Below are 23,035 nucleotides of genomic sequence, written 5' to 3'. Positions count from 1 at the left end.
GACGACTACCTAGACCATGCCCTTGAGCGAGCGGCGGATGAGTTCTTCGCTGGACAACCCTTTTTCCTCAATAGCAGCCACCGCGCGACTCGCCTCTTGCGGCTTGAAGCCCAGGGCAATCAGTGCGCTGACGGCATCGGCTTCGGCGCTTGAGACTGCCGCAACCAGCTTCGGTTCCGTGACCAGCGGAGCGATCGACGGGATGTTTTCCCAGGCCTTGAAACGGTCCTTCAGTTCGACCAGCAGGCGCTCGGCGGTCTTCTTGCCGACTCCCGGGATCTTCACCAGGGTGGAAGTATCCTGCGCTTGCACGCAGCGCACCAGTTCGTCGACTTCCAGACCCGACATCAGGGCCAGCGCCAGCTTGGGGCCCACGCCATTGAGGCGGATCAGCTCGCGGAACAGCTCGCGCTCGCGCTTCTCGGCGAAACCATAAAGCAGATGGGCGTCTTCGCGCACCACCAGATGGGTGTGCAGCGTCACGGGCTCGCCCAGCGACGGCAGACGGTAGAGCGTGGTCATCGGGACCTCCAGCTCATAGCCGACGCCGTTCACGTCGAGGATCAGGTGCGGCGGTTGTTTTTCCGCCAGGGTGCCACGCAAGCGTCCGATCAAGACTAAGCGTCCTTAATTAAGTGGAATCACAGGCGCAGACGCCCGCCTCGGCGGCGCGCCGTCGCCAGGCCATGGGGCACCAGGCTCTGCCGGGTGTGGGCATGACACAGGGCGATGGCCAGGGCATCCGAGGCGTCGATCTGCGGCTTCTGAGTCAACTTCAACAAATGCATGACCATCAGCATCACTTGCTGCTTGTCGGCCCCACCAGTGCCGGCGATAGCCTGTTTGACCTGGCTGGCGGTGTATTCGGCGATCTCCAGCCCCTCTTCCGCCGCCGCCACTATCGCGGCGCCGCGCGCCTGACCGAGCTTGAGAGCGGAATCCGCGTTGCGGGCCATGAATACCTGTTCGATGCCCATCATGGTCGGCTGGTACGTCTGGATTACCTCGCGCACACCACGGAAGACGATCTGCAGACGTTCGTGCAACGGACCGCTGCCAGTGCGGATGCAACCGGAGGCGACGTATTCGCAGCCGCGGCCGGTATCCCTCACCACGCCGAAGCCGGTGATTCGCGAGCCGGGGTCGATACCTAGGATCAGCGTCATATGCCGGAAGCTAAAAGCCGGAAGCGGGAGACGTGCATTGCGACCTCCCCCGCTTCCGGCTCATGGCCGATGTCGGTGGTGGCGTCAGCCAAGCTGCGCCATCACCTCGTCAGGGATATCCGCGTTGGAGTAGACGTTCTGCACGTCGTCCAGGTCCTCGAGCATGTCGATCAGCTTGAGCACCTTCTGCGCGGTTTCCAGGTCCAGGGTGGCGGTAGTCGACGGGATCATCGAGATCTCGGCTTCCTCGCCCTTGAAGCCGGCGCTATTCAGCGCTTCGTTGACCGAAATGAAGTCGGCGAAGCTGGTGAAGACATCGATCGAGCCGTCGTCGTTGGTCACCACGTCATCGGCACCGGCTTCCAGAGCCGCTTCCATCAACGCTTCTTCATTGACGCCGGGGGCGAAGCTGATCTGCCCCTTGCGGTCGAACATGTAGGCCACCGAGCCGTCGGTACCCAGGTTGCCGCCGCATTTGCTGAAGGCATGGCGCACTTCTGCCGCGGTGCGGTTGCGGTTGTCGGTCATGGCCTCGATGATGATTGCCACGCCGCTCGGCGCGTAACCTTCGTAGGTCAGTTCCTCCATGTTGTCCGCATCGTTCGAGCCCACGCCGCGAGCGATGGCGCGGTCGATGGTGTCGCGGGTCATGTTCGCGGTGAGCGCCTTATCCACAGCCAGGCGCAAACGCGGGTTGTCTGCCGGGTTACCGCCGCCCTGCTTGGCGGCCACCGTCAGCTCGCGAATCAGCTTGGTGAAGATCTTGCCCTTCTTGGCGTCCTGACGTTCCTTGCGGTGCTTGATGTTGGCCCATTTGGAATGACCAGCCATAACTCACTCCGTATCACTTGGTGCAGCGGGCGACACCGACATCGGTGCCGCCGCAGGTCGTTTCGGTTTACTCGGCGGCTTTCTGCTGCTCGCGCAGGCGGATGTGCAATTCGCGCAGCGCCTTGCCATCCACAGTGCCCGGAGCCTGGGTCATGACGTCGCCGGCGCTCTGGGTTTTCGGGAAGGCGATGACTTCGCGGATCGAAGCGGCGCCGGTCATCAGCATCACCAGACGGTCCAGGCCGAAGGCCAGGCCACCGTGCGGCGGTGCGCCGTACTTCAGGGCATCCAGGAGGAAGCCGAACTTCTCTTCCTGCTCCGCATCGTCGATGCCCAGCACGCGGAACACCGCCTGCTGCATGGCCTTGTCGTGGATACGGATGGAACCGCCGCCCAGCTCGGTGCCGTTGAGCACCATGTCGTAGGCACGAGACAGCTTGCCGGCCGGGTTGGCCTCCAGCTCTTCCGGGGTGCACTTGGGCGCGGTGAACGGGTGGTGCAGCGAGGTCAGGCTGCCATCATCGTTCTCTTCGAACATCGGGAAGTCCACGACCCACATCGGCGCCCACTCCTTGGTGAGCAGCTTGAGGTCATGACCAACCTTGATGCGCAGTGCGCCCAGGGCGTCGCAGACGACCTTGGCCTTGTCGGCACCGAAGAACACGATGTCGCCATCGACCGCACCGACGCGATCCAGGATCACGTTCAGGTTGGCCTCGGGGATGAACTTGACGATCGGCGACTGCAGGCCTTCGACGCCCTTGGCGCGCTCGTTGACCTTGATGTAAGCCAGGCCCTTGGCGCCGTAGATGCCGACGAACTTGGTGTAGTCGTCGATCTGGCTACGCGGCATGGAGGCGGCGCCCGGTACGCGCAGGGCGGCAACGCGGCCCTTCGGATCGTTGGCCGGACCGGAGAAGACCTTGAATTCCACTTCCTTCAGTTGGTCGGCGACATCCACCAGCTCCAGCGGGATACGCAGGTCTGGCTTGTCCGAACCGTAGCGGCGCATGGCCTCTTCGAACGGCATGTGCGGGAATTCGTCGAACTCGACGTTCAGCACTTCCTTGAACAGCTGGCGAACCATCTTCTCGGTGATGGCGATGATGTCGTCTTCGTCGAGGAAGCTGGTCTCGATGTCGATCTGGGTGAATTCCGGCTGGCGGTCGGCACGCAGGTCTTCGTCGCGGAAGCACTTGGCGATCTGGTAGTAGCGATCGAAGCCGGCAACCATCAGCAACTGCTTGAACAGCTGCGGCGACTGCGGCAGGGCGAAGAAGTGACCCGGGTAGGTGCGGCTCGGCACCAGGTAGTCACGCGCACCTTCCGGGGTCGGACGACCGAGGATCGGGGTTTCGACGTCGAGGAAACCGTTTTCGTCTAGGTAGCGGCGGATGCTGCTGGTGATGCGCGCGCGCAGCTTCAGCTTGGCGGCCATTTCCGGGCGACGCAGGTCGATGAAGCGGTAGCGCAGGCGGGTTTCCTCGCCCACGTCGGAGTATTCGTCCAGCGGGAACGGCGGGGTTTCGGCCTGGTTCAGCACTTCCAGCTCGTGACCCAGCACTTCAATGGCGCCGGAAGCCATGTTGGCATTGCGCGCGCCTTCAGGGCGCAGGCGCACCTTGCCGGTGATCTTCACCACGTACTCGCTGCGCACGCGGTCGGCCTTGGCAAAGGTCTCGACGCGATCCGGGTCGAACACCACCTGGGCCAGGCCCTCGCGATCACGCACGTCGAGGAAGATCACCCCGCCGTGGTCGCGGCGGCGATGGACCCAACCGCAAAGAGTGACTACCTGGCCGTCCAGGCTCTCGTTCAACTGGCCGCAATAGTGGCTGCGCATCATGGTGTGTTTCGCTTCTCGCAAGTCTTGGATTCGGTGGAGCCGTTCATTCGCCGGCGGCACAGGCGCCGGAGCCGCATCCCGTGGCGGGACAGGTCGGGGCGTCGGCACTTGCCAGGTTCTTCCTGGCGCCCGTCTTGAAATCGGTTTCGTACCAGCCGCCGCCGCCCAGGCGGAAACCCGGCGCGGACAACATCTTCTTCAATTCAGGTGCACTGCAGGCCGGACAATCGACCAGCGGTGCATCGCTGAACTTCTGGATCGCTTCCAGCTGATGGCTGCAGGAGCGGCACTGATATTCATAAATCGGCATCGGGATACCCTGGCTCGGACTCATTGGCCGCGGGCCCGCATCCCGCGGCAAAGGCGCGGATTATAGCCTGAAAAAACCGCACCTTGCAGCCGCCCCAGAATGCCGCGCGCATGGCAAACGCAGACGCACTTCGTCACGGCACAGCGCCCTCATATATAAGGAAGGGCCACAGAACGCCCGGGAGCGATCGAGGGGCACCGTGCGCGGCAAGGAGATCGTTGCGATCACGGCGCTCCCACGGACAAACGGGATCGCCTACCGCCCCCACAGGTTCGAGTCCCACACCGCACCAGACACCCCAGCATCACCCACCAAGCACGCTAAGCGCTTGATTTGAGAAGGTTACCGGATTGCGGTTAAATACCCGCCGTGCGCCCTGCGCATAGGCTTGCGGCTTACGGTCGGCCCATTTTCATCGTCCCGGATCGATTCGCCCGCCGGCTACTTCTTAGTTACCCGCTCAAGGTGAACCCATAGCCATGCTAAAAATCGTCCATCTGTTGACGGGCGCCATCGCCCTCTTGCTGTCCTTTGCACCTGCCTTGCGTTCGGATGCCATCCCCTTCCTGCAGAATGCCGACGCCGTGTATCTGGCCCTGCTCGGCCTGACGACCCTGCTACTGACGCCGACGTCGAGCAAGACGCAACAGTTGCAGAGCCTGATCAGCGCCCTGGTGCTCCTGGCGGTGGTCCTGCAGATCCTGATCCTGCTCGCACCGCTGCCGGCCATCGGCGACCAGCCGGCCGTCCTGCTACCGCTGCTGATCCTCGCCAGCGCCGCAGTGCTGCAACTGACCGGCAAACTGCGCAGGCCATCCAACCAGTACGCACAACCCAGCCCGAGCGCGGAAAATCGTGAAACCGGCACCGTGAAGTGGTTCAACACCTCCAAGGGCTTCGGCTTTATTTCCCGCGACAGCGGCGAGGACATCTTCGTCCACTTCCGCGCCATTCGCGGCGAAGGCCACCGCATCCTGATCGAAGGCCAGCGCGTGGAGTTCTCGGTAGTGCAACGCGACAAAGGCCTGCAGGCCGAAGACGTGATTGCAGCCCTCCCCGGCCGCCGCTGAAGGCACCACGAAAAAGCCCGCCATTCCGGCGGGCTTTTTCATGCCTGTCAGTAATGCGGCGGAGGCGCCTCGTCGTCGGCCACCCCGACCTGCCCCTGCAGGTCTTCCAGACGCTTGAGCAGCGCCTGCATCTGCATCCGCAGGCGCTCTATGGTCCGCTCCTGCTCGTAAACCACGTCGCTCAAGGTCTGCATGGCGTCATCCTGGAAGGCCTGACGACTCTCCAGATCGGCAAGTCGCTGCTCGAGGTCCATGATTCACTCCTGCTCGAATCGGAAGTCGTCACCCAGGACCATGCGCAACTTGGCGCGCAGCACCTGGAGCTCATCCGCGGTGTATGGCCGCGGCGTCACCTTGCCCCAAACCGGCCCGGGCCAAGCAGCATCGTCGCGACGGCGAACGATGACGTGCATGTGCAACTGGCTGACGACATTGCCCAGATTGGCCACATTCATCTTGTCGGCTTTGAATGTGTCCTTGAGCACTTCGGCCAGCCCGGTTGCCTCGCGCCAGAGCATCTGCTGCTCTTCGGGGGCCAATTGGAAGATCTCGCTGACATCCTCGCGACGCGGCACCAGGATGAACCAGGGGAACTGGGCATCATTCATCAGCAGGAGGCGACTAAGAGCGAAATCGCCCAGCGCGATGGTGTCCTGCTGCAGACGGGAATCCAAGACGAACATAACGACTTCTCCTGTTCGACCAGTGTGAAAGACAGACTAACCCCAGTCCGGGGCCGAAAGGCGCGCAGCATACAAGAGGCTCGAACCCGACACACTGCTGGCATCCGCAACTCGCTCCCGCAGCAGGCAGCTCTGCTGCGACATGCGCCAAAACAGGGCGTTTTCCGACAACAGGTGCCGCGACACTAGCTGCATCCTTTTGTGGCTGATCTGCCTGGAACGCGCAGCGTTTCGAAGCGAAGCTGAGCGCCCGCCCGCCACCGAAGCGAGACAGAGCGCAGCGAAATCCGCCGAAACATCTTGAAATCTGCGCGATTTCCGCTTACACCGTCCAACCATTGGAGCAACCGGCACGACGACGAAGAACACTGGCTTTGTGCACGGTTGTTGCTTGAAGGACTACGATCAGGCGAATCGCAAGGGATGACAGCTCATCTCTTGAGTAAAAAATAACCAAAAATGGAAGTTGCCTGAGGGGGATTTCAAAACGGACAAATGGCTGTCAAGTAGTGCCCTTACTGTTTTTTTAAGTTGAGACCTACTTGAATGCGACACTTTGCATGCAGGTTTGCGACAGCCCCATAAAGAATCCGTCAGAAGTTTCCTGCAACTATCGCCAAGAGAACACGCGTGCTATAAGTTAGCGCCGACAAAAAGAACGAGCCGTCACTGCGGCACTTGTGATGGCAGATAACTTCAAAACCAAAGGAGCAATCACGATGAAAGTGATGAAGTGGAGCGCCATTGCCCTGGCGATTTCTGCAGCCACGTCGCAACTGGCTATGGCCGACGCCTTCGTCAGCGACCAAGCATCTTCGAAAGGCTTTATCGAAGACAGCAGCCTGAACTTCCTGGTTCGCAACTACTACTTCAACCGCAACAACAAAAACGGTGCTCGCGACCAGCGCGACTGGAGCCAAGGTTTCTGGGGCAACTACAGCTCCGGCTTCACCCAAGGCACCGTTGGCTTCGGCGTTGACGCCTTCGGCTACCTGGGTCTGAAACTGGACGGCGGCAAAGGCTACGGCGCCACCCAGAACCTGCCGGTTGGCGACGACGGCGAGAAGCAAGACAGCTACGGCAAAGCCGGCGGCGCCATCAAGATCCGCGTTTCCAAGACCGAGCTGAAAGCCGGTGACATGCAGCCGACCGCGCCGGTATTCGCCGTTGGCGGCACCCGCCTGCTGCCGCAAACCGCCAGCGGTATCGCGCTGATGAGCAGCGAGATCCAAGGTCTGGACGTCGAGGGCGGCCACTACTACTCCGGCACCAGCCAGGACTCCACCAACCGTGATGGCACCATTTGGGCCAACTACGCTGGTGTAGAAGCCAAATCCGCCGACTTCATCGGTGGCAAGTACGCCTTCAACGACCAGTTCTCCGCTTCGCTGTACGGCGCCAAGCTGGAAGACATCTGGAACCAGTACTACGTCAACCTGAACTACACCCTGCCGATCGCTGACAAGCAGTCGCTGGGCTTTGACGTCAACTACTACAACACCAAGGACGAGGGTAAGTCGCTGGCTGGTGACATCACCAACAACACCTTCTCCCTGGCAGCGGCTTACACCCTGAGCGCGCACACCTTCACCCTGGCCTTCCAGAAAGTGAACGGCAACACTCCGTTCGACTACATCGGCATCGGTGACAACAACCGCGGCGGCGACTCGATCTTCCTCGCCAACTCCGTTCAGTACTCCGACTTCAACGGCCCGGGTGAAAAATCCTGGCAAGCCCGTTACGACCTGAACATGGCCGAGTACGGTGTTCCGGGTCTGACCTTCATGACCCGCTACATCAACGGTAAAGACATCGACGGCACCAAGATCGATCCGACCAGCCCGTACGCCAACTACGGCTATGGTCCGGACGGCGAGCACCACGAAACCAACGTCGAAGCCAAGTACGTTGTACAGAGCGGCCCGGCCAAGGACCTGTCCTTCCGCGTTCGCCAAGCTTGGCACCGCGCCAACAGCGACCAAGCTGAAGGTGATATCGACGAGTTCCGTCTGATCGTCGACTACCCGCTGTCCGTTCTGTAATCAGAACTCGACAGAAGGTAATGAAAAGCCCGGCCTAGGCCGGGCTTTTTCTATTCCGGCGCCAACTCTGGCGCCCTCCTCTACAGGCACGCCCGCGCCGGGCGCCACGCCCTGTACGTTGCCTGACCCGCACCGTACAATGCCCAGCCTATCTATTTCTCGCTATCGAATAACGGCCAACCATGCGTACCAGTCAGTACCTGCTGTCCACCCTGAAAGAAACCCCTGCCGACGCCGTGGTCATCAGCCACCAGTTGCTGCTGCGCGCCGGGATGATCCGCAAGCTGGCTTCGGGTCTCTACACCTGGCTGCCGATGGGCCTGCGGGTGCTGCGCAAGGCCGAGGCCATCGTCCGCGAGGAAATGAACGCCGCCGGCGCCCTGGAAGTGCTGATGCCCGCCGTGCAGCCCGCCGAGCTCTGGCAGGAATCCGGCCGCTGGCAGCAGTACGGGCCCGAGCTGCTGCGTCTGAAGGACCGCCATGAACGCGAATTCTGCGTCGGCCCGACCCACGAAGAAGTCATCACCGATCTGGCGCGCAACGAGCTGAACAGCTACAAGCAGCTGCCGATCAACATGTACCAGATCCAGACCAAGTTCCGTGACGAGATCCGTCCGCGCTTCGGCCTGATGCGCGGCCGCGAGTTCATCATGAAGGACGCCTACTCCTTCCACCTGAACCAGGAATCGCTGCAGCAGACCTACGACGTCATGTACGACGCCTACTGCAAGGTCTTCACCCGCCTGGGCCTGGACTTCCGTCCGGTGCAGGCGGACAACGGCTCCATCGGTGGCAGCGGCTCCCACGAATTCCACGTGCTGGCCAACTCCGGTGAAGACGACATCGTCTTCAGCGATAGCTCCGACTACGCGGCCAACATCGAGAAGGCCGAAGCCCTGCCGCGCGAAACCGCCCGCGGCGCGGCAACCGAAGAACTGCGCCTGGTCGACACCCCGGCCACCAAGACCATCGCGGATCTGGTGGAGAAGTTCGGCCTACCCATCGAGAAGACCATCAAGACCCTGGTGGTTCATGCTGCCGAAGAAGGCAAGCTGATCGCACTGATCGTCCGTGGCGACCACGAGCTGAACGAAATCAAGGCCGGCAACCACCCGCTGGTGGCCAGCCCGCTGCAAATGGCCAGCGAAGCAGAAATCAAGGCAGCCATCGGCGCAGCCCCGGGTTCCCTCGGCCCGCTGAACCTGGCACTGCCCTGCATCGTCGACCGCTCGGTAGCCCTGATGAGCGACTTCGCCGCTGGCGCCAACATCGACGACAAGCACTACTTCGGCGTGAACTGGGAACGTGACCTGCCGGTTCCGGAAGTCGCCGACCTGCGCAATGTCGTCGAAGGCGACCCTAGCCCGGACGGCAAAGGTACCCTGGTGATCCGCCGCGGTATCGAAGTCGGCCACATCTTCCAGCTCGGCACCAAGTACAGCGAAGCCATGAAGCTCAACGTACTGAGCGAGCAAGGCAAGCCGGTCACCCTGATCATGGGCTGCTACGGCATCGGTGTTTCCCGTGTGGTCGCAGCCGCGATCGAGCAGAACAACGACGAGCGCGGCATCCTCTGGCCGAGCGCCCTGGCACCCTTCCAGGTCGCCATCGTGCCGCTCAAGTACGAAACCGAGAGCGTACGCGCGGCTACCGACAAGCTGTACGCCGAACTCACCGCCGCCGGTTTCGAAGTGCTGCTGGATGACCGCGACAAGAAGACCAGCCCCGGCGTGAAGTTCGCCGACATGGAGCTGATCGGCATTCCGCACCGCATCGTGGTCAGCGATCGCGGCCTTGGCGAAGGCACCCTGGAGTACAAGGGCCGCCGTGACAGCGAGTCGCAGAACATCGCCCTCGACGATGTCATGAACTTCCTCAAGGCGAAGATCGGTAACTGAGCAGCACGATGTCCCCGCTAAGCACCACCCGCCTCAAGGTTGCCGCCCTGTGCGGCAGCCTTGTGCTCGGCGGCTGCGCCAACCAGATGTCGCAGCGCAGCGAGCATGAGGAACGCGTCGAGCGCAAACTGCTCGACCACAGCCTGCAGATCGAAGTCGGCGAGCCGGCCGTGATGCAACTGCCGCAACGCCGTATCCGCGTGCTGGAGCAGAAGACCTTCGAAGTCACCGAGTTCGAGGTCACCCGCCGTTACGACCGTTACACGCCTTACCAGGCCTGGCGCGAGCTGTACGAAGTGCCGGCCGGCATGGTCACCTTCGTTGCCGGCGTCGGCGCCAACGTGGTCAACGTGTTTGCCCTCGGCAATCTGCCGGAAAGCGTCACCCACGGCTGGATCAGCTACGGCATCGACGGCATGAATCCGTTCATGAACGTGCAGTCCAACGGCCGCGCAGAACAGAACCTGGCCGGCATCGTCGAGCAGCAGCGCAACAAACACACCGAATATTCCAGCCTGCCATGGGCTGAACGTCCGGTGCAGCTGAGCACTGGCAAGGACACCCAGGACCTGCTCACAGACCGCCACGGCGTACTGCGCCTGAACCTGCTCGAAGGCCCCTTCGACGATGAAGCGCTGAAGCGCGCAAGCCATCTGCAACTGAGGGTGACCGACCCGCAGGACAACACCCGCGGCGAAGCCAGCCTGGCCCTCAGCCCGACCCTGCGCAGCAAGCTCGGCGAAGCCCACGCGTTGATCTACAACGATCTCGAGGGCGAGGACGTGCAGCACTGGGTGCACCGGGTCAAACGTCTTTCCGACCTGGGCATGGAAGAAGAAGCCAGCGAACTGGAGCAGAGCCTGATCGAGCTGACCCGAAACGATCCGGAACTGCAGAAGGAGTTCCTGCATCGCCTGCTGACCGATGCCGGGCGCCTGGCAGCCGACCCGGGCAGCAGCAACTGAATCGCACCAGGCGCCCTGCGCGCCTGGCTATTCCTCAGCGACGGACGATGAAGCCGGTAATGCCCTGCGCCGGCACCTCCTGAACGTCCACGGCGCTCACCTCGGCATCCGCCGGCCCGTCGCACAGCCAGCGCTCCAGCTCGCGCACGGCATCCTCCTCACCTTCCAGCAGCACCTCGACGCGACCGTCGGCGAGATTGCGCACCCAGCCATCGACGCCCAGGCGCTCGGCCTGTTGCTCGGTGCTCTGGCGGTAGTAGACGCCCTGCACACGGCCGCTGACGAAACCGTGCAAACAGACTCTGCCCATCAGTGTTCCTCCTGCTGCAATTGCGCCAGTCGCGCCTGTACACCGGCGGCGGTCTGCTCACCGAGCAGGCGTTCGCGCATCTTCCCCTTAGGGTCGACGATGAATGTGACGGGCAACGCCTCGCTATGCGGCAAATCGAAGCGCTTGGCCGGATCGTCGGCCAGCACGGTGTATTCGATACCCAGGTCATCGACCGCCTTGCTAAGCTCGGCATCGCGCAGCCCGTCGTAGTTCACGCCCAGCACGCGCAGCGGCTTGCCTTGCTGCTCTTTCACCAAACGGTTGAATTCGGGGACCTCCTTGCGGCAGGGTGGGCACCAATCCGCCCAGTAATTGATGACTAGCCACTGGCCATCTAGGCTGGATGCCGATACTTTCTGTCCATGCTGATCGACACCGTAGTCCGCTGAGCAACCGGCCAGGATCAGGCCGATGAACAGTCCACCCATAATACGGAGCCGCACTCCCATGCCTTCTTTCCTCGTGTATGCGGGGTGGTCATGATGCTGGATGCCCTGCGCCTGGAAGTCCCGGACATCCTCGAAGAGGTGCACGACGCCACGGACAATCTTGCGGCCGGACTGGCAGAAGCCCGCCTTCTCCCCCCGAACGAAGGCCTGCAGCACAGCCTGACTGTGCTCTTCCGCCTGAACCGCTGCGCGCTGACCTTACTGGAAAGGCAGCGCGCCCTGCAAAATCTTAGTGAAGAATACCGCCACTACGCCCGCCAGTTTCGCGACAGCAAGGCGCCGCCGTCGCTGTTCACGCATTTCTGCAGCGAGCTGGCGGCGGGCTTCAAGCGCCTGCTGCTGCAGATTCTCAATGGCCACAAGCCTTCGCGCCCGCACCTGGCCTGGTGCCTGTACATGGCCGAGCATTTCCTCGCCCAGGCGCTATTGCGGCACTACCAGCAGTACCAGCAGCCGCCCGGCTCGCTCTGGCGTGACAGCCATCTGCTGTACTGGATCGGCGAGTACCAGCAATGCCTGGACGAACCCATCGCCGCCGCCTTCGAGCCGGCGCCAGCGAGCACCCTGCGCGGGCTCTACCAACAGTCTTTGCTCCTGGCCCTGAGCAATCCGTTCCATCTCGCAGAAGGAGATTCCGCGAGGCTTTTCGGCGCCCTGGCGCCGCTGGCGGGCCTGGCCCCGCTGCTGCCGTGGGATGAGGAAGATCCGGACGGCTACGTCGTCGACCTCGGCGAAGATCAGCCGAGCCTGGGCTATGAGCAGCCAAGCGACGCGCCTCCCGAACAGCTGCGACGCCTGGAGCTTGGCGCGCTGTTGCTGGCCCTCCACGATCCGGCGCCATTGCGCAGCGCCAGCGATACCCAGCTGCTGGAGACCGTACGCCCGCACTGGCTGGGCCATCAGCAGCGCCGCCATCAACGCGCCGAGAAATCCGCCGACTGCCAACTGGTCATCGGTCTGCCGGCAATCCAGGAACACCTGCTGAGCAAAACTCCCGGAGCCAGCCAGGCCCTCCAACTGGACGCAAGCCCAGGAGGTGCTCGCGTCATCTGCCAGCACAGCCAGGCGCAACGCCTGCCGGTCGGGCAACTGCTGCTGATCCTCGCCGAACAGGGCGCGCCGACCCTGGCCATAGTGCGCTGGCGCCACCTCAACAGCGACGGCCTGCACCTCGGGCTGCGCTACCTGAAGGGCCTGCCGCGCCCGGTCTGGCTGCGCCGTGCGCCTGACGCGCAACGTCACCCGGCGGTCTTGCAGAGCACCCCGGAGCCGGGCAATGGCTGGTACCACGGCATCTGGCTGCCGGTTGGGCAATTCGTCGAAGGCGAGAACCTGTGGCTGCAACTGGCTACCTTCGACAACCAGACCATCCTCGCCCTGCCCGCGGCCAATCTCGCCACGCCACTGGTCAGCCGCCACCCCTTGCGGATCGTCTGAACGCGTTATTTGGGACGAGCGTCACAGCAAAGATCGGCAAGGTTCACGGATTCCCCCTCCCTGCCCTTCCTATAATCGCCGACGCTCGCGAGCTACGACGCGGGCAACCGCCACGGACGACAAGCAGGCGTCCATACACCCGAAAACGGAACAGCCTCATGCAGCCCAGCGACCAGCTCGTCAGCAAGGTCCCCGCGCCCGTCGTGGCCAATGCCCGGACCGCGAATACCGTCAATGGTGGACGCGTGGCCGACTACAACGTCGCCGCCTGGCTGCTCGTACCGGGCATGGCCGAGCTGCCGGTGACGCTCATAGCGCGCTACCGGGACGGTGAGCAGGTTCGCGAAGTGGTGATCGATCACGGCAGCCTGAACGGCCACGGGCGCATCCTGCTCTCGGGCGTGGCGCGCTTGCCGTTCCGGCAAAGGATCGAGGATCTACAGATCAGATTGCGGGCAGCGCTGCAGTTGTCGCGCCTGACCGTCGAGGAATTGTTCGTCCAGGCCGTGGAGCAGATCCACGCAAGCGACCAGCGCCTGCCGGCCAACAGCCTGAGCCTGTGAGGTTCAGCCGAGGTGACGGCAGCCTTCGGCGATCAGCGACTCTTCCGCTTCCGGCTCCAAAGCCGGTTCCTGCACGACGTTGGGCAGCAGCGATTCAGGCCAGCTGCTGAACTGCAGACCCGTGATTCTATTCAACCGCTCCAGCGCACTCAGGGGGTCGCGTTGGTGCAGGTGTACGACTTTGTTCAGGTCTTTGTTCATGAAGGAATGGCCTTGGGGAACTTAGTTTGAACGTCAATGTCCTCTTGCCCCTGAACATAGCCAGAAGTGTGCCAACCTCCCGAGACTACTGAATTGACGGGGCGCGCCCTGTACCCATCTCAGTCCGACTGACTGTTTCGCCGCAAACTGCCCTTTTTCGTCACTCGGAATGTGACGGACTCAACCATTTCGCCAGGCTGTCGCCGAACAGCTGCTCGCGCTCTTTCTGATAACGCTCCAGGGCCTCGCGCAGGGCCGGGTACCAACTCTCGTCCAGCTCCGCCGGCAGCTTATCCAGGCACGGAAGCGGCCAGGGACAGCGATTCAGTAGCCGATGCAGGCTGTAACTTCCGAGGTCACGGCACAGCACCCAGGCATCGTCGCTGCCGCTGGAGCGACAGACGATCTGCTCGCGCTCCAGGAAATCCAGCAACTCCTCCCACTCATCCTCCGGCAACAGCCAGCCGGCCCGATGAACATTCGCCAATCGGGTGGATTCGCCGCGGCGCTGGCGCTCGTAGAACACGCGCAACAGCCCCAGAAGAACGAGCAGCCGCGGCAGCGCCTTGCGCCGCCAGACGCGCGGCGCCGAGAGATAGCAAACCAGTTCGGCGCCGAACAGCACGATCAGCCAGGAGAGGTAGATCCACAGCAGAAACAGCGGGACGGTAGCGAAGGCGCCGTAGATCAACTTGTAGCCCGGGAACAGGCCGACATACAGACCGAACAGCGACTTCGCAGCCTCCAGCAGGATCGCAGCGAACGCTCCGCCGACCAGCGCATGCCGGGGCGGCACGCGCGCGTTGGGCACTGCGCAATAGATAAGAGTGAAGGCCGCCACGCTGAACAGCAGCGGGGTGAACTTCAATATGGTCCCGGCGCCGGGCATCGGATGTGGGCCGGAAAGCAACGAAAGCGAGGTGATGTAAGTGGATACGGCGAAGCCGGTGCCCAGCAACAGAGGGCCCAGGCTGAGGATCGCCCAGTACAAGAGGAAGCGCGACACGCCACGGCGCGGTTTGCGCACCCGCCAGATGTCATTGAAAACGCGCTCGATGGTCACCAGCATGCTGAACGCGGTGACTGCCAGGAAGGCCACACCCAGCCACGTCAGGTGCCTAGCCTGTGCGGTGAAATTGCGCAGGTAGGCCTCAACGGCCTCGCCGGTGGACGGCACGAAGTTGCGGAAGATGAACAGCTGGATGCGCTCGCCCATGCCCTCGAACGCCGGGATGGCGGAGAGCATGGCAAAGGTCACGGTCATCATCGGCACCACCGCGAACAGCGTGGTGTAGGTCAGCGCGGCGGCGTGGCCGCTGGCCTTGTCGACCCGGAAGCGCTGGACCAGGTAGCGACAGAATTCGATCAGGCCGTCGAGGCGCTCTTGCATGAGGTGTCCTTGGAAATCGCGCCGCTCCTGCCGCACGCGGGTTCAGCCAACCCGGAGGGGCGGTTAGAATAGCCGCCACTTTAACGGCCCAGCGAGCCCATGGATATGAGCCAACTGACACTTTTCCACAACCCGCGCTGCTCCAAGTCCCGCGGTGCTCTCGAACTGCTGGAAGCGCGCGGGCTGTCGCCGCAGATCGTGCGCTACCTGGAAACCCCGCCCAGCGCAGCCGAACTGAAGGTTCTGCTCGGCAAGCTCGGCATGACCGCGCGCCAGCTGCTGCGCACCGGTGAGGACGAGTACAAGGCGCTGGGCCTGGACGATTCGCAACTGAGCGAAGCGCAGCTGATTCAGGCGATGGTCGAGCATCCGAAGCTGATCGAGCGCCCGATCCTGGTCGCAGGCGACAAGGCCGTGGTCGGCCGTCCGCCGGAGAAGGTCCTGGAGATCCTGCCTTGAGCACGCCCTACATCCTGGTGCTCTACTACAGCCGTCACGGCACCACCGCCGAAATGGCGCGGCAGATCGCCCGCGGCGTGGAACAAGCCGGCCTCGAAGCGCGCTTGCGCACGGTTCCGGCGGTATCCACCGAATGCGAGGCCGTCGCCCCTGATCTTCCGGAAGAGGGCGCGCTCTACGTCAGCATCGATGACCTCAAGGACTGCGCCGGCCTGGCCATGGGCAGCCCGACGCGCTTCGGCAACATGGCGGCGCCGCTCAAGTACTTCCTCGATGGCACCAGCAGCCTGTGGCTGACCGGCGCCCTGGTGGGCAAGCCGGCGGCGGTCTTTACCTCCACTGCCAGCCTGCACGGCGGCCAGGAGACTACGCTTCTCTCCATGCTGCTGCCGTTGCTGCACCACGGCATGCTGGTCACCGGCATTCCGTACAGCGAACCGGCCCTGCTGGAAACCCGTGGCGGCGGCACCCCTTACGGTGCGAGCCACTTCGCCGGTGCCGATGGCAAACGCAGTCTCGATGAACACGAGATCATCCTGTGCCGCGCGCTGGGTAAGCGCCTGGCCGAAGTCGCGGCAAAGCTGGAGCGCTGAATGGCCCGCAAGAAGAAACCCCTGCCGTCGCTGGAACGCCTCAAACCACGCCTGGCCGCGAGCCGGGCGATCTGCCTGGGTAGTTTTCTCGGCCTGGTGCTGGTCATCCTGGTCTGGGGCCTGGTGTTCACGGACGACCACGGTGCGCCGGGCTGGGTGCCCAAGGCCTGGGTCGCTCTCAAGCTACTGCCGCTGGCGATAGTGCTGCCCGGAGTCCTGCTGGGCAGCGCGCGCGGCCACGCCTGGGCCTGCTATGTCGTCAACCTGTACTTCATCACCGGCGTGCTCAATACCTTCGAGCCGGGGCAGTACATTTATGGCTGGGCCGAAGTGCTGCTGAGCGTCAGCCTGTTCCTCTCGGCGCTGCTCTACACGCGCTGGCGCTTCCAGTACGAGCGCAAGCTGGCCGGGGAAGACTGAGAAAGGCGTTCGCCTGAAATCGAGGAACCCTGTGGCCTACCAGCCCAGGGTTTCCTTGAGGAAGGGAATGGTCAGCTTGCGCTGTGCCTGCAGCGAAGCCTTGTCCAGCTCGTCGAGCAGGTCGAAGAGGAACTCCATGCTGCGCGCGCCGCGGGTGAGGATGAAGCGCCCCACCTCGTCGGTCAGGTGCAGGCCACGGCGGGAGGCGCGCAATTGCAGCGCGCGCAGTTTCTCTTCATCGGTCAGCGGGTGCAGCTGGAAGATCAGCGAGAGTGTCAGCCGAGACTTCAGGTCAGGCAGCTTGACCGGCAGTTCGCGCGGCGGCATCGATGCCGCCAGGAGCAGGCGTCGACCCGCATCGCGCAGGCGATTGAACAAGTGGAACAGCGCCTCTTCCCACTCCGGTCGGCCGGCCAGGGCTTCCAGGTCGTCGAGGCAGACCAGTTCCAGCTGTTCGAGGTCGTCGAAGATCGCCGGGCCGTAATCCACCAGCTCGGCCATCGGCAGGTACACAGAAGACTCGCCGTATTGCTCGAAGCGCAGGCAGGCCGCCTGCAGCAGGTGGCTTCGCCCCACCCCTTCGACACCCCAGAGGTAGATCAGGCTTTCCGCCCAGCCGGCTTCCGCATCGCACAGCCGTTCGACATACCCCAATGCGGCCGCATTCGTGCCGGGGTAGTAGTTGGCGAACGTGGCATCGTCGCGCAGGCGGATGCCCAGAGGGAGCTGCATTGGTTGTTTCATGCCGGGCGGGCTTTCTTCAAAATCGCTTACAGTGAAGCCGTACAGTCCAAAAGTTTAACCAAATCATCAGGATGACGCACCCATATGAAAGAGGGAGGCGCAGCAAGCTGCGCCTCCCTCTGATTTATGGGGCTTCGAAGCTGGTTTTTTACCAGCGGAAGCGCATGACGTTGCTGGGGGCGGCGGGCTGCGGCGGTACCGACTGGCCGCTGGCATCGACCGCCGGAGCGGCAGACGCAGCGGGCTCGGCCGGCGCTTCCTGCAGACGCGCGAGGGCCAACTGGGCGCGCAGTTGCTCCGGGCTGGCGTTGAGGCGGTATTCCAGGGTGTCGCCCTTGACCTGCACCAGTTTGGCGGCCATGGGTTCGAGCAGCTTCTGCAGTTGGGCATAGCGCTCCAGGTTGGCGCCCTGGACTTGCAGGTTCAGCGCCGTGGCGCTGCCCGGCGCGCCGACGAAGCGCGGCGCCAGGCGCTGGCTGATCGCGAGCATCACGGCGTCGGCCAAGGCATCGGGGTTATCGCCCTGCACTTGCCCCTGTTCACGCGAGTCGCCGAGCCACAGGCGCCACTGTGCCTGCCATTTGCCACCGTCTTCCTTGGCGTCCACCGCCAGCAGGCCGTCGGCCGGATATTTGTCCGACGCAGCGCGCAGGGCATCGGGCTGGGCAGCGGTGATGTTCTGCGCGGTGCCCACGCCTTGCTCGTTGAGGTCGGCCAGCGGCAACAGCAGCGGCAAGCCGCGGCGTTGCGCGGCGCGATTCAGCGGCGCAGCGCTCTCCTGGTTGTCACCGACCAGGCTGCTGCCAGTTGCGCTTTCATTCAGCCACCAGGCCAGCAGGGTCGGCCGACTGGCGCCCCACACCGGCAGGCCGGCGCGACGAAGCGCGTTGTCAACCGAGTTCTGATCGAAATCCACCACCAGCGCCAGCGGCGGGCCGGTCTCGTAGCCGTACTGGCTGATCAGCTGCTGCGGGTCCTTGAAGTAGCCGGCCAGCGCTGGGCTCTGGGTAGCCTTCTGGTCGCCGGTCAGGCGCAGCACCAGCGTCTGCAGTGCACGGGTCAGGCCGGCGCTACGCTCGTCCGGCTGCTGCGAGGCGACCGGTTCGCGCACCTGGTAGAGATTGTTCAGCGCGGCGGCGAAGGTCGGCAGGCTGAGCAACGACAGGCAGAGGAACAACAGGCGGGCGGTAAATCGCATGTGGGGCTCTCGACGAACGGAACGAATGGAGGGGAACGACACCTGACAAGCCCCTCCGGAAGACCTATACCTTAGCAGCCCTCCGGTCAGCGGCGACAGCGCGAGATGGCCGCATCGGGGCAAGCCTGATAAAATCCCGCGCCTCCCGCGAGGCCGCCGCGCATCTTTCGCGCCGCGGCCTGCAGACGAATCACTCCTCTCTACAGGCCTGGATACATGAGCAGCAAGCAACCTTCGTTGAGCTACAAAGACGCCGGTGTGGACATCGACGCTGGCGAAGCCCTCGTCGAACGCATCAAAGGCGTCGCCAAGCGCACCGCGCGCCCTGAAGTCATGGGCGGCCTGGGCGGCTTCGGCGCGCTCTGCGAGATCCCGGCCGGCTACAAGCAGCCGGTGCTGGTCTCCGGCACCGACGGCGTCGGCACCAAGCTGCGCCTGGCGCTGAACCTGAACAAGCACGACAGCATCGGCCAGGACCTGGTCGCCATGTGCGTCAACGACCTGGTGGTCTGCGGCGCCGAGCCGCTGTTCTTCCTCGACTACTACGCCACTGGCAAGCTCAATGTCGACGTCGCCGCCACCGTGGTGACCGGCATCGGCGCCGGCTGCGAACTGGCCGGCTGCTCGCTGGTCGGCGGCGAAACCGCCGAAATGCCGGGCATGTACGAAGGCGAAGACTACGACCTGGCCGGCTTCTGCGTCGGCGTGGTCGAGAAGGCCGAGATCATCGACGGCTCGAAAGTGGTCGCCGGCGACGCCCTGATCGCCCTGCCCTCTTCCGGTCCGCACTCCAACGGCTACTCGCTGATCCGCAAGATCATCGAAGTCGCCGGTGCCGACATCGAAGCCACCCAGCTCGACGGCAAGCCGCTTGCCGACCTGCTGATGGCGCCGACCCGCATCTACGTCAAGCCGCTGCTCAAGCTGATCAAGGAGACCGGTGCGGTAAAGGCCATGGCCCACATCACCGGCGGCGGTCTGCTGGACAACATCCCGCGCGTCCTGCCGGACAACGCCCAGGCCGTGATCGACGTCGCCAGCTGGCAGCGTCCGGCGGTCTTCGACTGGCTGCAGGAGAAAGGCAACGTCGACGAGCACGAGATGCACCGCGTGCTGAACTGCGGCGTGGGCATGGTCATCTGCGTAGCTCAGGACCAGGTTGACGCCACCCTGAACTCCCTGCGCGCTTCCGGCGAGCAGCCTTGGGTCATCGGCCGTATCGACGCCTGCGCCGCAGACGCCGAGCGCGTGGTGCTGAACAACCTGAAAGGCCACTGATGTCCCGTCCTTGCAATGTCGTGGTGCTGATCTCCGGCTCCGGCAGCAACCTGCAAGCACTGATCGACAGCCTCGCCGCCGGCCACACGCCGGCGGTGATCCGGCGCGGTGGTTTCCAACCGCGCGGATGCCTACGGCCTGCAACGCGCCGCCGACGCCGGCATCGCCACCGAAGTGCTAGACCACAAGGGCTTCGCCGACCGCGAAGCCTTTGATGCCGAACTGATCCGCCGCATCGATGCCCACGCCCCCGATCTGGTGGTGCTCGCGGGCTTCATGCGCATCCTCAGCCCCGGCTTCGTCCGCCACTACCACGGCCGCCTGATCAACATCCATCCCTCCCTGCTGCCCAAGTACAAGGGGCTGCACACCCACCAGCGCGCGCTGGAGGCCGGTGACACCGAGCATGGCTGCTCGGTGCACTTCGTCACCGAGGAACTTGATGGTGGCCCTCTGGTCGTACAAGCGGCAATCCCGGTACAGTCCGACGACACGCCGGAATCGCTGGCCGCGCGGGTCCACGTGCAGGAGCACCTGATCTACCCGCTGGCCATGCGCTGGTTCGCCGAAGGCCGTTTGCGCCTGGGCGAGCAAGGCGCCATGCTGGATGGCCAGGCGTTGCCGGCCACCGGCCACCCGTTCCGAACCTAGGAGATTCGTGATGCGTAGAGTCCTGCTGTTCCTGATGGCCCTGCTGACGCTGCCGGCGTACGCCGCCTCGTACCAGCTCAAGCCGTTCGAGGCCAGCTACACCGCGGACTGGAAACAGATGCCCCTGAGCGGCACTGCGTCCCGCAGCCTGAGCAAGACCGATGGCGGTGCGTGGAAGCTCGACTTCCAGGCCTCCATGCTGCTCGCCAGCCTGAAGGAGAACAGCACCTTCAAGGTCGAAGGCGACACCTTCCTGCCGCAGACCTATCACTGGTCGCGCGAAGGGCTGGGCAAGAACAAGTCCACCGACCTCGAGTTCAACTGGGCGCAAAAGCAGGTCCTGGGCAGCGATCGCGGCGATCAAGTGCACGTACCGCTGAATCGCGGCCAACTGGACAAGTCCACCTACCAGCTCGCCCTGCAGCACGACGTCGCCCTCGGCAAGAAGAGCATGAGCTACCAGGTGATCGAGGGTACCGACAGCGATACCTACGACTTCCGCGTGCTCGGCGAAGAGAAGGTCGCCACCCAGGCTGGCCAGATCGCCGCCATCAAGGTCGAGCGCGTGCGCGATCCGACCAAGAGCAACCGCAAGACCATCCTCTGGTTCGCCAAGGACTGGGACTACCTGCTGGTGCGCCTGTATCAACAGGAAACCGACGGCAAGGAATACCAGATCATGCTGAAGGACGGCACGGTCGACGGTAAGCAGGTCAAAGGGTCATAAGACCGACCGCAATGAAAAAAGCCGGGCAATCGCCCGGCTTTTTCTTTGCCGTTGTCACCACATGAGGTCGTCAGGCACCACGTAATCCTTGTACGGATCGTCCTCATCCGGCTCCCCGCTCGGCTCGTTGAGCAGCACGATACGACGCTCGTCGCGCTCCTGGATGCGCAGTGCGGCATCGCGCGGAACGATCTCGTAGCGGCCGTCGTAGCTGACAATGGCCAGGCTGCCGCGGCTGAGCTTGTCGCGGATGAGGTTGTTCACCGTGATGCGCTTGACCTTCTTGGCGTCGACGAAGTTGTAGTAGTCGTCGCCTTCCAGCTTGGGCAGGCGGGTGCCTTCGATCAGTTGCTTGATCTGCGCGGCCTTGGCCTTCTTGTCGGCCTTTTCCTGCTGCTGACGATTGAGCTCCTGGTCGCGCGCCTGCTTCTCGGCTTGCGCCTGCAGGGCCGCCTGGCGCTGGCTATCGTCCTTCTCCACCTGGTTCTTGTGCTCCAGGCGCTGCTGTTTCTGCTTCTGCTTGCCGGCCTGCTTGGCCTGCTTCTCGTTGACCAGCCCGGCTTTCAGCAGCTGGTCACGCAATGACATGCTCATTCGCTAACGACTCTCTCCGGTGACACGCCTGTAGGCCATGTCATTCTGACACATCGGAAAATTCCGAGACGGTATGCACTGTGGGTATAATCCTCGGGCCTGTGCCGGCACAGCGCAAGTGCCCGGCCGATTATCAGCCACCCAGGGCGGACTCGCCATCCCATGCTCAAGATCATCGTTCTCGCGATCCTTGCTGTATTCGTTGCCGCCACGCTGTACGTGCATTTGCGCGGCCGCGTGCGCTTGCCGTTCCTGCGTCAGCTGGTCAACCACTCCGCGTGGTTCGCCCCCTACAACTCGCTGATGTACCTGAACTCCAGCGTGCCCTCCAAGCCGTACCTGGATCGTGAACGATTCCCCGAGCTGGACGCCCTGCGCGACAACTGGCAGACGATCCGCGACGAGGCCATGCAGCTGTTCGACGAGGGTTACATCCGCGACGCGCTGAACAACAACGAAGCCGGCTTTGGCTCCTTCTTCAAGAAGGGCTGGACCCGCTTCTACCTGACCTGGTACGACGACCCCCTGCCCTCGGCGCAGAAACTCTGCCCGCAGACCGTCGAGCTGGTCAGCCGCATCCCCAACGTGAAGGGCGCGATGTTCACCCGCCTGCCGCCGAACAGCCACCTGAACAAGCACCGCGACCCCTATGCCGGTTCGCTGCGCTATCACCTGGGCTTGGCCACGCCGAACTCCGACAGCTGCCGCATCTTCGTCGACGGCCAGCCCTACGCCTGGCGCGACGGCGAGGACGTGATGTTCGACGAGACCTTCGTCCACTGGGTGAAGAACGAGACCGAAGAATCGCGCCTGATCCTGTTCTGCGACATTGAGCGACCGCTCAAATCCTCGCTGCTGACCCGCATCAACCGCCGCGTCAGCGCCTTCCTCGGCCGCGCCACGGCACCGCAGAACGTCGAGGGCGAGCGCGTTGGCGGCATCAACCAGGCCTATTCGGTGCTGATCCGCGTCGGCAATGTCGTCGGCAGCAGGGTGAAGGTCTTCAAGCGCCGCTATCCCAAGGCTTACCGCATCGCCCGCCCCATCCTCGCCGTGGGGCTGCTGGTGCTGTTGCTGCGCTGGATGTTCGGCTGATCCGCACTTTGTAGGAGCGGATTTCATCCGCGATCGCGGACAAGGTCCGCTCCTACACCCATGAAAAAGCCCCGCGGTTGCGGGGCTTTTTCAT

The 23,035-nt window shown here is 63.5% G+C and carries 26 protein-coding genes and 2 pseudogenes; 14 read left to right on the top strand and 14 right to left on the bottom strand.

Annotated features, from left to right (window positions below; genetic code table 11):
- Positions 1–9: 9 nt before the first annotated feature.
- The 5 genes from ruvA to PKB_RS06815 form a co-directional block, all read right to left on the bottom strand.
- Positions 10–615 (bottom strand): Holliday junction branch migration protein RuvA, encoded by a 606-nt coding sequence (gene ruvA / locus PKB_RS06835; RefSeq protein ID WP_043250168.1) that lies wholly within the window; start codon positions 613–615, stop codon positions 10–12.
- 26 nt (positions 616–641) lie between these two features.
- Positions 642–1,166: a crossover junction endodeoxyribonuclease RuvC gene (ruvC, locus tag PKB_RS06830; protein ID WP_043250166.1), complete on the bottom strand. Its 525-nt coding sequence runs from the start codon at positions 1,164–1,166 to the stop codon at positions 642–644.
- An 84-nt stretch (positions 1,167–1,250) separates the two neighbouring features.
- A complete protein-coding gene (locus PKB_RS06825; protein ID WP_043250164.1) occupies positions 1,251–1,997 on the bottom strand; it encodes a YebC/PmpR family DNA-binding transcriptional regulator in 747 nt (248 codons plus the stop codon).
- Positions 1,998–2,064: 67 nt separating this feature from the next.
- A complete protein-coding gene (gene aspS / locus PKB_RS06820) occupies positions 2,065–3,843 on the bottom strand; it encodes an aspartate--tRNA ligase (protein WP_156957999.1) in 1,779 nt (592 codons plus the stop codon).
- Between the two features lie 43 nt (positions 3,844–3,886).
- Positions 3,887–4,153 (bottom strand): FmdB family zinc ribbon protein, encoded by a 267-nt coding sequence (locus PKB_RS06815; protein WP_043250162.1) that lies wholly within the window; start codon positions 4,151–4,153, stop codon positions 3,887–3,889.
- A 479-nt stretch (positions 4,154–4,632) separates the two neighbouring features.
- On the opposite strand from PKB_RS06815, the pseudogene PKB_RS30310 reads away from it, so the two are divergent.
- A pseudogene (locus PKB_RS30310) lies at positions 4,633–4,938 on the top strand (cold shock domain-containing protein membrane protein); the annotation flags it as partial.
- 18 nt (positions 4,939–4,956) lie between these two features.
- Positions 4,957–5,223: a cold-shock protein gene (locus PKB_RS29545; RefSeq protein ID WP_156958118.1), complete on the top strand. Its 267-nt coding sequence runs from the start codon at positions 4,957–4,959 to the stop codon at positions 5,221–5,223.
- Between the two features lie 47 nt (positions 5,224–5,270).
- On the opposite strand, the gene PKB_RS06805 is transcribed toward PKB_RS29545, so the two are convergent.
- Both PKB_RS06805 and PKB_RS06800 read right to left on the bottom strand, forming a co-directional pair.
- Positions 5,271–5,477: a SlyX family protein gene (locus tag PKB_RS06805; protein WP_043250158.1), complete on the bottom strand. Its 207-nt coding sequence runs from the start codon at positions 5,475–5,477 to the stop codon at positions 5,271–5,273.
- Between the two features lie 3 nt (positions 5,478–5,480).
- On the bottom strand, positions 5,481–5,906 hold the full coding sequence (locus tag PKB_RS06800) for an HIT family protein (protein ID WP_043250156.1): 426 nt from the start codon (positions 5,904–5,906) through the stop codon (positions 5,481–5,483).
- A 719-nt stretch (positions 5,907–6,625) separates the two neighbouring features.
- Between PKB_RS06800 and PKB_RS06795 the strand changes: the two genes are divergently transcribed.
- The 3 genes from PKB_RS06795 (at position 6,626) to PKB_RS06785 (ending at position 10,811) form a co-directional block, all read left to right on the top strand.
- Positions 6,626–7,948, top strand: coding sequence for an OprD family porin (locus PKB_RS06795; protein WP_043250154.1), 1,323 nt, complete (start codon positions 6,626–6,628; stop codon positions 7,946–7,948).
- Positions 7,949–8,130: 182 nt separating this feature from the next.
- Complete coding sequence (locus PKB_RS06790) at positions 8,131–9,846, top strand: proline--tRNA ligase (RefSeq protein WP_043250153.1); 1,716 nt, start codon at positions 8,131–8,133, stop codon at positions 9,844–9,846.
- A gap of 8 nt (positions 9,847–9,854) precedes the next feature.
- Complete coding sequence (locus PKB_RS06785) at positions 9,855–10,811, top strand: hypothetical protein (protein ID WP_043250150.1); 957 nt, start codon at positions 9,855–9,857, stop codon at positions 10,809–10,811.
- Between the two features lie 34 nt (positions 10,812–10,845).
- On the opposite strand, the gene PKB_RS06780 is transcribed toward PKB_RS06785, so the two are convergent.
- Entirely contained in the window at positions 10,846–11,121 is a 276-nt protein-coding gene (locus PKB_RS06780) for an acylphosphatase (protein WP_043250148.1), read from the bottom strand.
- A complete protein-coding gene (locus tag PKB_RS06775) occupies positions 11,121–11,591 on the bottom strand; it encodes a TlpA disulfide reductase family protein (protein ID WP_043250146.1) in 471 nt (156 codons plus the stop codon). The genes PKB_RS06780 and PKB_RS06775 overlap by 1 nt, the downstream gene beginning before the upstream one ends.
- A gap of 30 nt (positions 11,592–11,621) precedes the next feature.
- On the opposite strand from PKB_RS06775, the gene PKB_RS06770 reads away from it, so the two are divergent.
- Together PKB_RS06770 and PKB_RS06765 are read left to right on the top strand one after the other, a co-directional pair.
- A complete protein-coding gene (locus PKB_RS06770) occupies positions 11,622–13,028 on the top strand; it encodes a PilZ domain-containing protein (protein WP_043250144.1) in 1,407 nt (468 codons plus the stop codon).
- A gap of 158 nt (positions 13,029–13,186) precedes the next feature.
- Positions 13,187–13,591, top strand: a complete 405-nt coding sequence (locus tag PKB_RS06765; protein WP_043250141.1) for a hypothetical protein — start codon at positions 13,187–13,189, stop codon at positions 13,589–13,591.
- 3 nt (positions 13,592–13,594) lie between these two features.
- On the opposite strand, the gene PKB_RS06760 is transcribed toward PKB_RS06765, so the two are convergent.
- Both PKB_RS06760 and PKB_RS06755 read right to left on the bottom strand, forming a co-directional pair.
- Positions 13,595–13,792: a hypothetical protein gene (locus PKB_RS06760; RefSeq protein ID WP_043250139.1), complete on the bottom strand. Its 198-nt coding sequence runs from the start codon at positions 13,790–13,792 to the stop codon at positions 13,595–13,597.
- 160 nt (positions 13,793–13,952) lie between these two features.
- Positions 13,953–15,182, bottom strand: a complete 1,230-nt coding sequence (locus tag PKB_RS06755) for a YihY family inner membrane protein (RefSeq protein WP_043250137.1) — start codon at positions 15,180–15,182, stop codon at positions 13,953–13,955.
- Positions 15,183–15,287: 105 nt separating this feature from the next.
- Between PKB_RS06755 and arsC the strand changes: the two genes are divergently transcribed.
- The 3 genes from arsC to PKB_RS06740 are packed head-to-tail and all read left to right on the top strand — an operon-like array spanning position 15,288 to position 16,654.
- A complete protein-coding gene (arsC, locus tag PKB_RS06750; RefSeq protein WP_043250135.1) occupies positions 15,288–15,641 on the top strand; it encodes an arsenate reductase (glutaredoxin) in 354 nt (117 codons plus the stop codon).
- Positions 15,638–16,234: an NAD(P)H:quinone oxidoreductase gene (gene wrbA / locus PKB_RS06745; protein WP_043250133.1), complete on the top strand. Its 597-nt coding sequence runs from the start codon at positions 15,638–15,640 to the stop codon at positions 16,232–16,234. The genes arsC and wrbA overlap by 4 nt, the downstream gene beginning before the upstream one ends.
- Complete coding sequence (locus tag PKB_RS06740; protein ID WP_043250130.1) at positions 16,235–16,654, top strand: DUF2069 domain-containing protein; 420 nt, start codon at positions 16,235–16,237, stop codon at positions 16,652–16,654.
- Between the two features lie 36 nt (positions 16,655–16,690).
- Here the strand turns inward: PKB_RS06740 and hda are convergent, their stop codons facing one another.
- Positions 16,691–17,398, bottom strand: coding sequence for a DnaA regulatory inactivator Hda (hda, locus tag PKB_RS06735; RefSeq protein ID WP_043250127.1), 708 nt, complete (start codon positions 17,396–17,398; stop codon positions 16,691–16,693).
- A 148-nt stretch (positions 17,399–17,546) separates the two neighbouring features.
- On the bottom strand, positions 17,547–18,596 hold the full coding sequence (locus PKB_RS06730) for a DUF2066 domain-containing protein (protein ID WP_043250125.1): 1,050 nt from the start codon (positions 18,594–18,596) through the stop codon (positions 17,547–17,549).
- 216 nt (positions 18,597–18,812) lie between these two features.
- On the opposite strand from PKB_RS06730, the gene purM reads away from it, so the two are divergent.
- From purM to PKB_RS06715, 3 genes and pseudogenes are all read left to right on the top strand, one after another.
- On the top strand, positions 18,813–19,874 hold the full coding sequence (gene purM, locus PKB_RS06725; RefSeq protein WP_043250123.1) for a phosphoribosylformylglycinamidine cyclo-ligase: 1,062 nt from the start codon (positions 18,813–18,815) through the stop codon (positions 19,872–19,874).
- Positions 19,874–20,525: pseudogene (gene purN / locus PKB_RS06720) on the top strand (phosphoribosylglycinamide formyltransferase). The gene purM and the pseudogene purN overlap by 1 nt, the downstream one beginning before the upstream one ends.
- Before the next feature lie 10 nt (positions 20,526–20,535).
- Complete coding sequence (locus tag PKB_RS06715) at positions 20,536–21,252, top strand: DUF3108 domain-containing protein (protein ID WP_043250121.1); 717 nt, start codon at positions 20,536–20,538, stop codon at positions 21,250–21,252.
- A gap of 54 nt (positions 21,253–21,306) precedes the next feature.
- On the opposite strand, the gene PKB_RS06710 is transcribed toward PKB_RS06715, so the two are convergent.
- Positions 21,307–21,846, bottom strand: a complete 540-nt coding sequence (locus PKB_RS06710; protein WP_043250119.1) for a DUF2058 domain-containing protein — start codon at positions 21,844–21,846, stop codon at positions 21,307–21,309.
- 162 nt (positions 21,847–22,008) lie between these two features.
- On the opposite strand from PKB_RS06710, the gene PKB_RS06705 reads away from it, so the two are divergent.
- Positions 22,009–22,941 carry an aspartyl/asparaginyl beta-hydroxylase domain-containing protein gene (locus PKB_RS06705; protein ID WP_043250116.1) on the top strand — a complete coding sequence of 311 codons (933 nt, stop codon included), beginning with the start codon at positions 22,009–22,011 and terminating at the stop codon, positions 22,939–22,941.
- Positions 22,942–23,035 lie beyond the last annotated feature (94 nt).

Source organism: Pseudomonas knackmussii B13, assembly GCF_000689415.1.
Taxonomy (GTDB): Bacteria; Pseudomonadota; Gammaproteobacteria; order Pseudomonadales; family Pseudomonadaceae; genus Pseudomonas; species Pseudomonas knackmussii.
Note: the sequence above shows the minus strand (reverse complement) of the source record. Positions and strands in the feature narration are given on the sequence as shown.

Coding starts and splice junctions, on each gene's coding strand:
- ruvC (WP_043250166.1), bottom strand. CDS start 1,166: ATGACGCTGATCCTAGGTATCGACCCCGGCTCGCGAATCACCGGCTTC.
- PKB_RS06825 (WP_043250164.1), bottom strand. CDS start 1,997: ATGGCTGGTCATTCCAAATGGGCCAACATCAAGCACCGCAAGGAACGT.
- aspS (WP_156957999.1), bottom strand. CDS start 3,843: ATGATGCGCAGCCACTATTGCGGCCAGTTGAACGAGAGCCTGGACGGC.
- PKB_RS06815 (WP_043250162.1), bottom strand. CDS start 4,153: ATGCCGATTTATGAATATCAGTGCCGCTCCTGCAGCCATCAGCTGGAA.
- PKB_RS06805 (WP_043250158.1), bottom strand. CDS start 5,477: ATGGACCTCGAGCAGCGACTTGCCGATCTGGAGAGTCGTCAGGCCTTC.
- PKB_RS06800 (WP_043250156.1), bottom strand. CDS start 5,906: ATGTTCGTCTTGGATTCCCGTCTGCAGCAGGACACCATCGCGCTGGGC.
- PKB_RS06795 (WP_043250154.1), top strand. CDS start 6,626: ATGAAAGTGATGAAGTGGAGCGCCATTGCCCTGGCGATTTCTGCAGCC.
- PKB_RS06790 (WP_043250153.1), top strand. CDS start 8,131: ATGCGTACCAGTCAGTACCTGCTGTCCACCCTGAAAGAAACCCCTGCC.
- PKB_RS06785 (WP_043250150.1), top strand. CDS start 9,855: ATGTCCCCGCTAAGCACCACCCGCCTCAAGGTTGCCGCCCTGTGCGGC.
- PKB_RS06780 (WP_043250148.1), bottom strand. CDS start 11,121: ATGGGCAGAGTCTGTTTGCACGGTTTCGTCAGCGGCCGTGTGCAGGGC.
- PKB_RS06775 (WP_043250146.1), bottom strand. CDS start 11,591: ATGGGAGTGCGGCTCCGTATTATGGGTGGACTGTTCATCGGCCTGATC.
- PKB_RS06770 (WP_043250144.1), top strand. CDS start 11,622: ATGATGCTGGATGCCCTGCGCCTGGAAGTCCCGGACATCCTCGAAGAG.
- PKB_RS06765 (WP_043250141.1), top strand. CDS start 13,187: ATGCAGCCCAGCGACCAGCTCGTCAGCAAGGTCCCCGCGCCCGTCGTG.
- PKB_RS06760 (WP_043250139.1), bottom strand. CDS start 13,792: ATGAACAAAGACCTGAACAAAGTCGTACACCTGCACCAACGCGACCCC.
- PKB_RS06755 (WP_043250137.1), bottom strand. CDS start 15,182: ATGCAAGAGCGCCTCGACGGCCTGATCGAATTCTGTCGCTACCTGGTC.
- arsC (WP_043250135.1), top strand. CDS start 15,288: ATGAGCCAACTGACACTTTTCCACAACCCGCGCTGCTCCAAGTCCCGC.
- PKB_RS06740 (WP_043250130.1), top strand. CDS start 16,235: ATGGCCCGCAAGAAGAAACCCCTGCCGTCGCTGGAACGCCTCAAACCA.
- hda (WP_043250127.1), bottom strand. CDS start 17,398: ATGAAACAACCAATGCAGCTCCCTCTGGGCATCCGCCTGCGCGACGAT.
- PKB_RS06730 (WP_043250125.1), bottom strand. CDS start 18,596: ATGCGATTTACCGCCCGCCTGTTGTTCCTCTGCCTGTCGTTGCTCAGC.
- purM (WP_043250123.1), top strand. CDS start 18,813: ATGAGCAGCAAGCAACCTTCGTTGAGCTACAAAGACGCCGGTGTGGAC.
- PKB_RS06715 (WP_043250121.1), top strand. CDS start 20,536: ATGCGTAGAGTCCTGCTGTTCCTGATGGCCCTGCTGACGCTGCCGGCG.
- PKB_RS06710 (WP_043250119.1), bottom strand. CDS start 21,846: ATGAGCATGTCATTGCGTGACCAGCTGCTGAAAGCCGGGCTGGTCAAC.
- PKB_RS06705 (WP_043250116.1), top strand. CDS start 22,009: ATGCTCAAGATCATCGTTCTCGCGATCCTTGCTGTATTCGTTGCCGCC.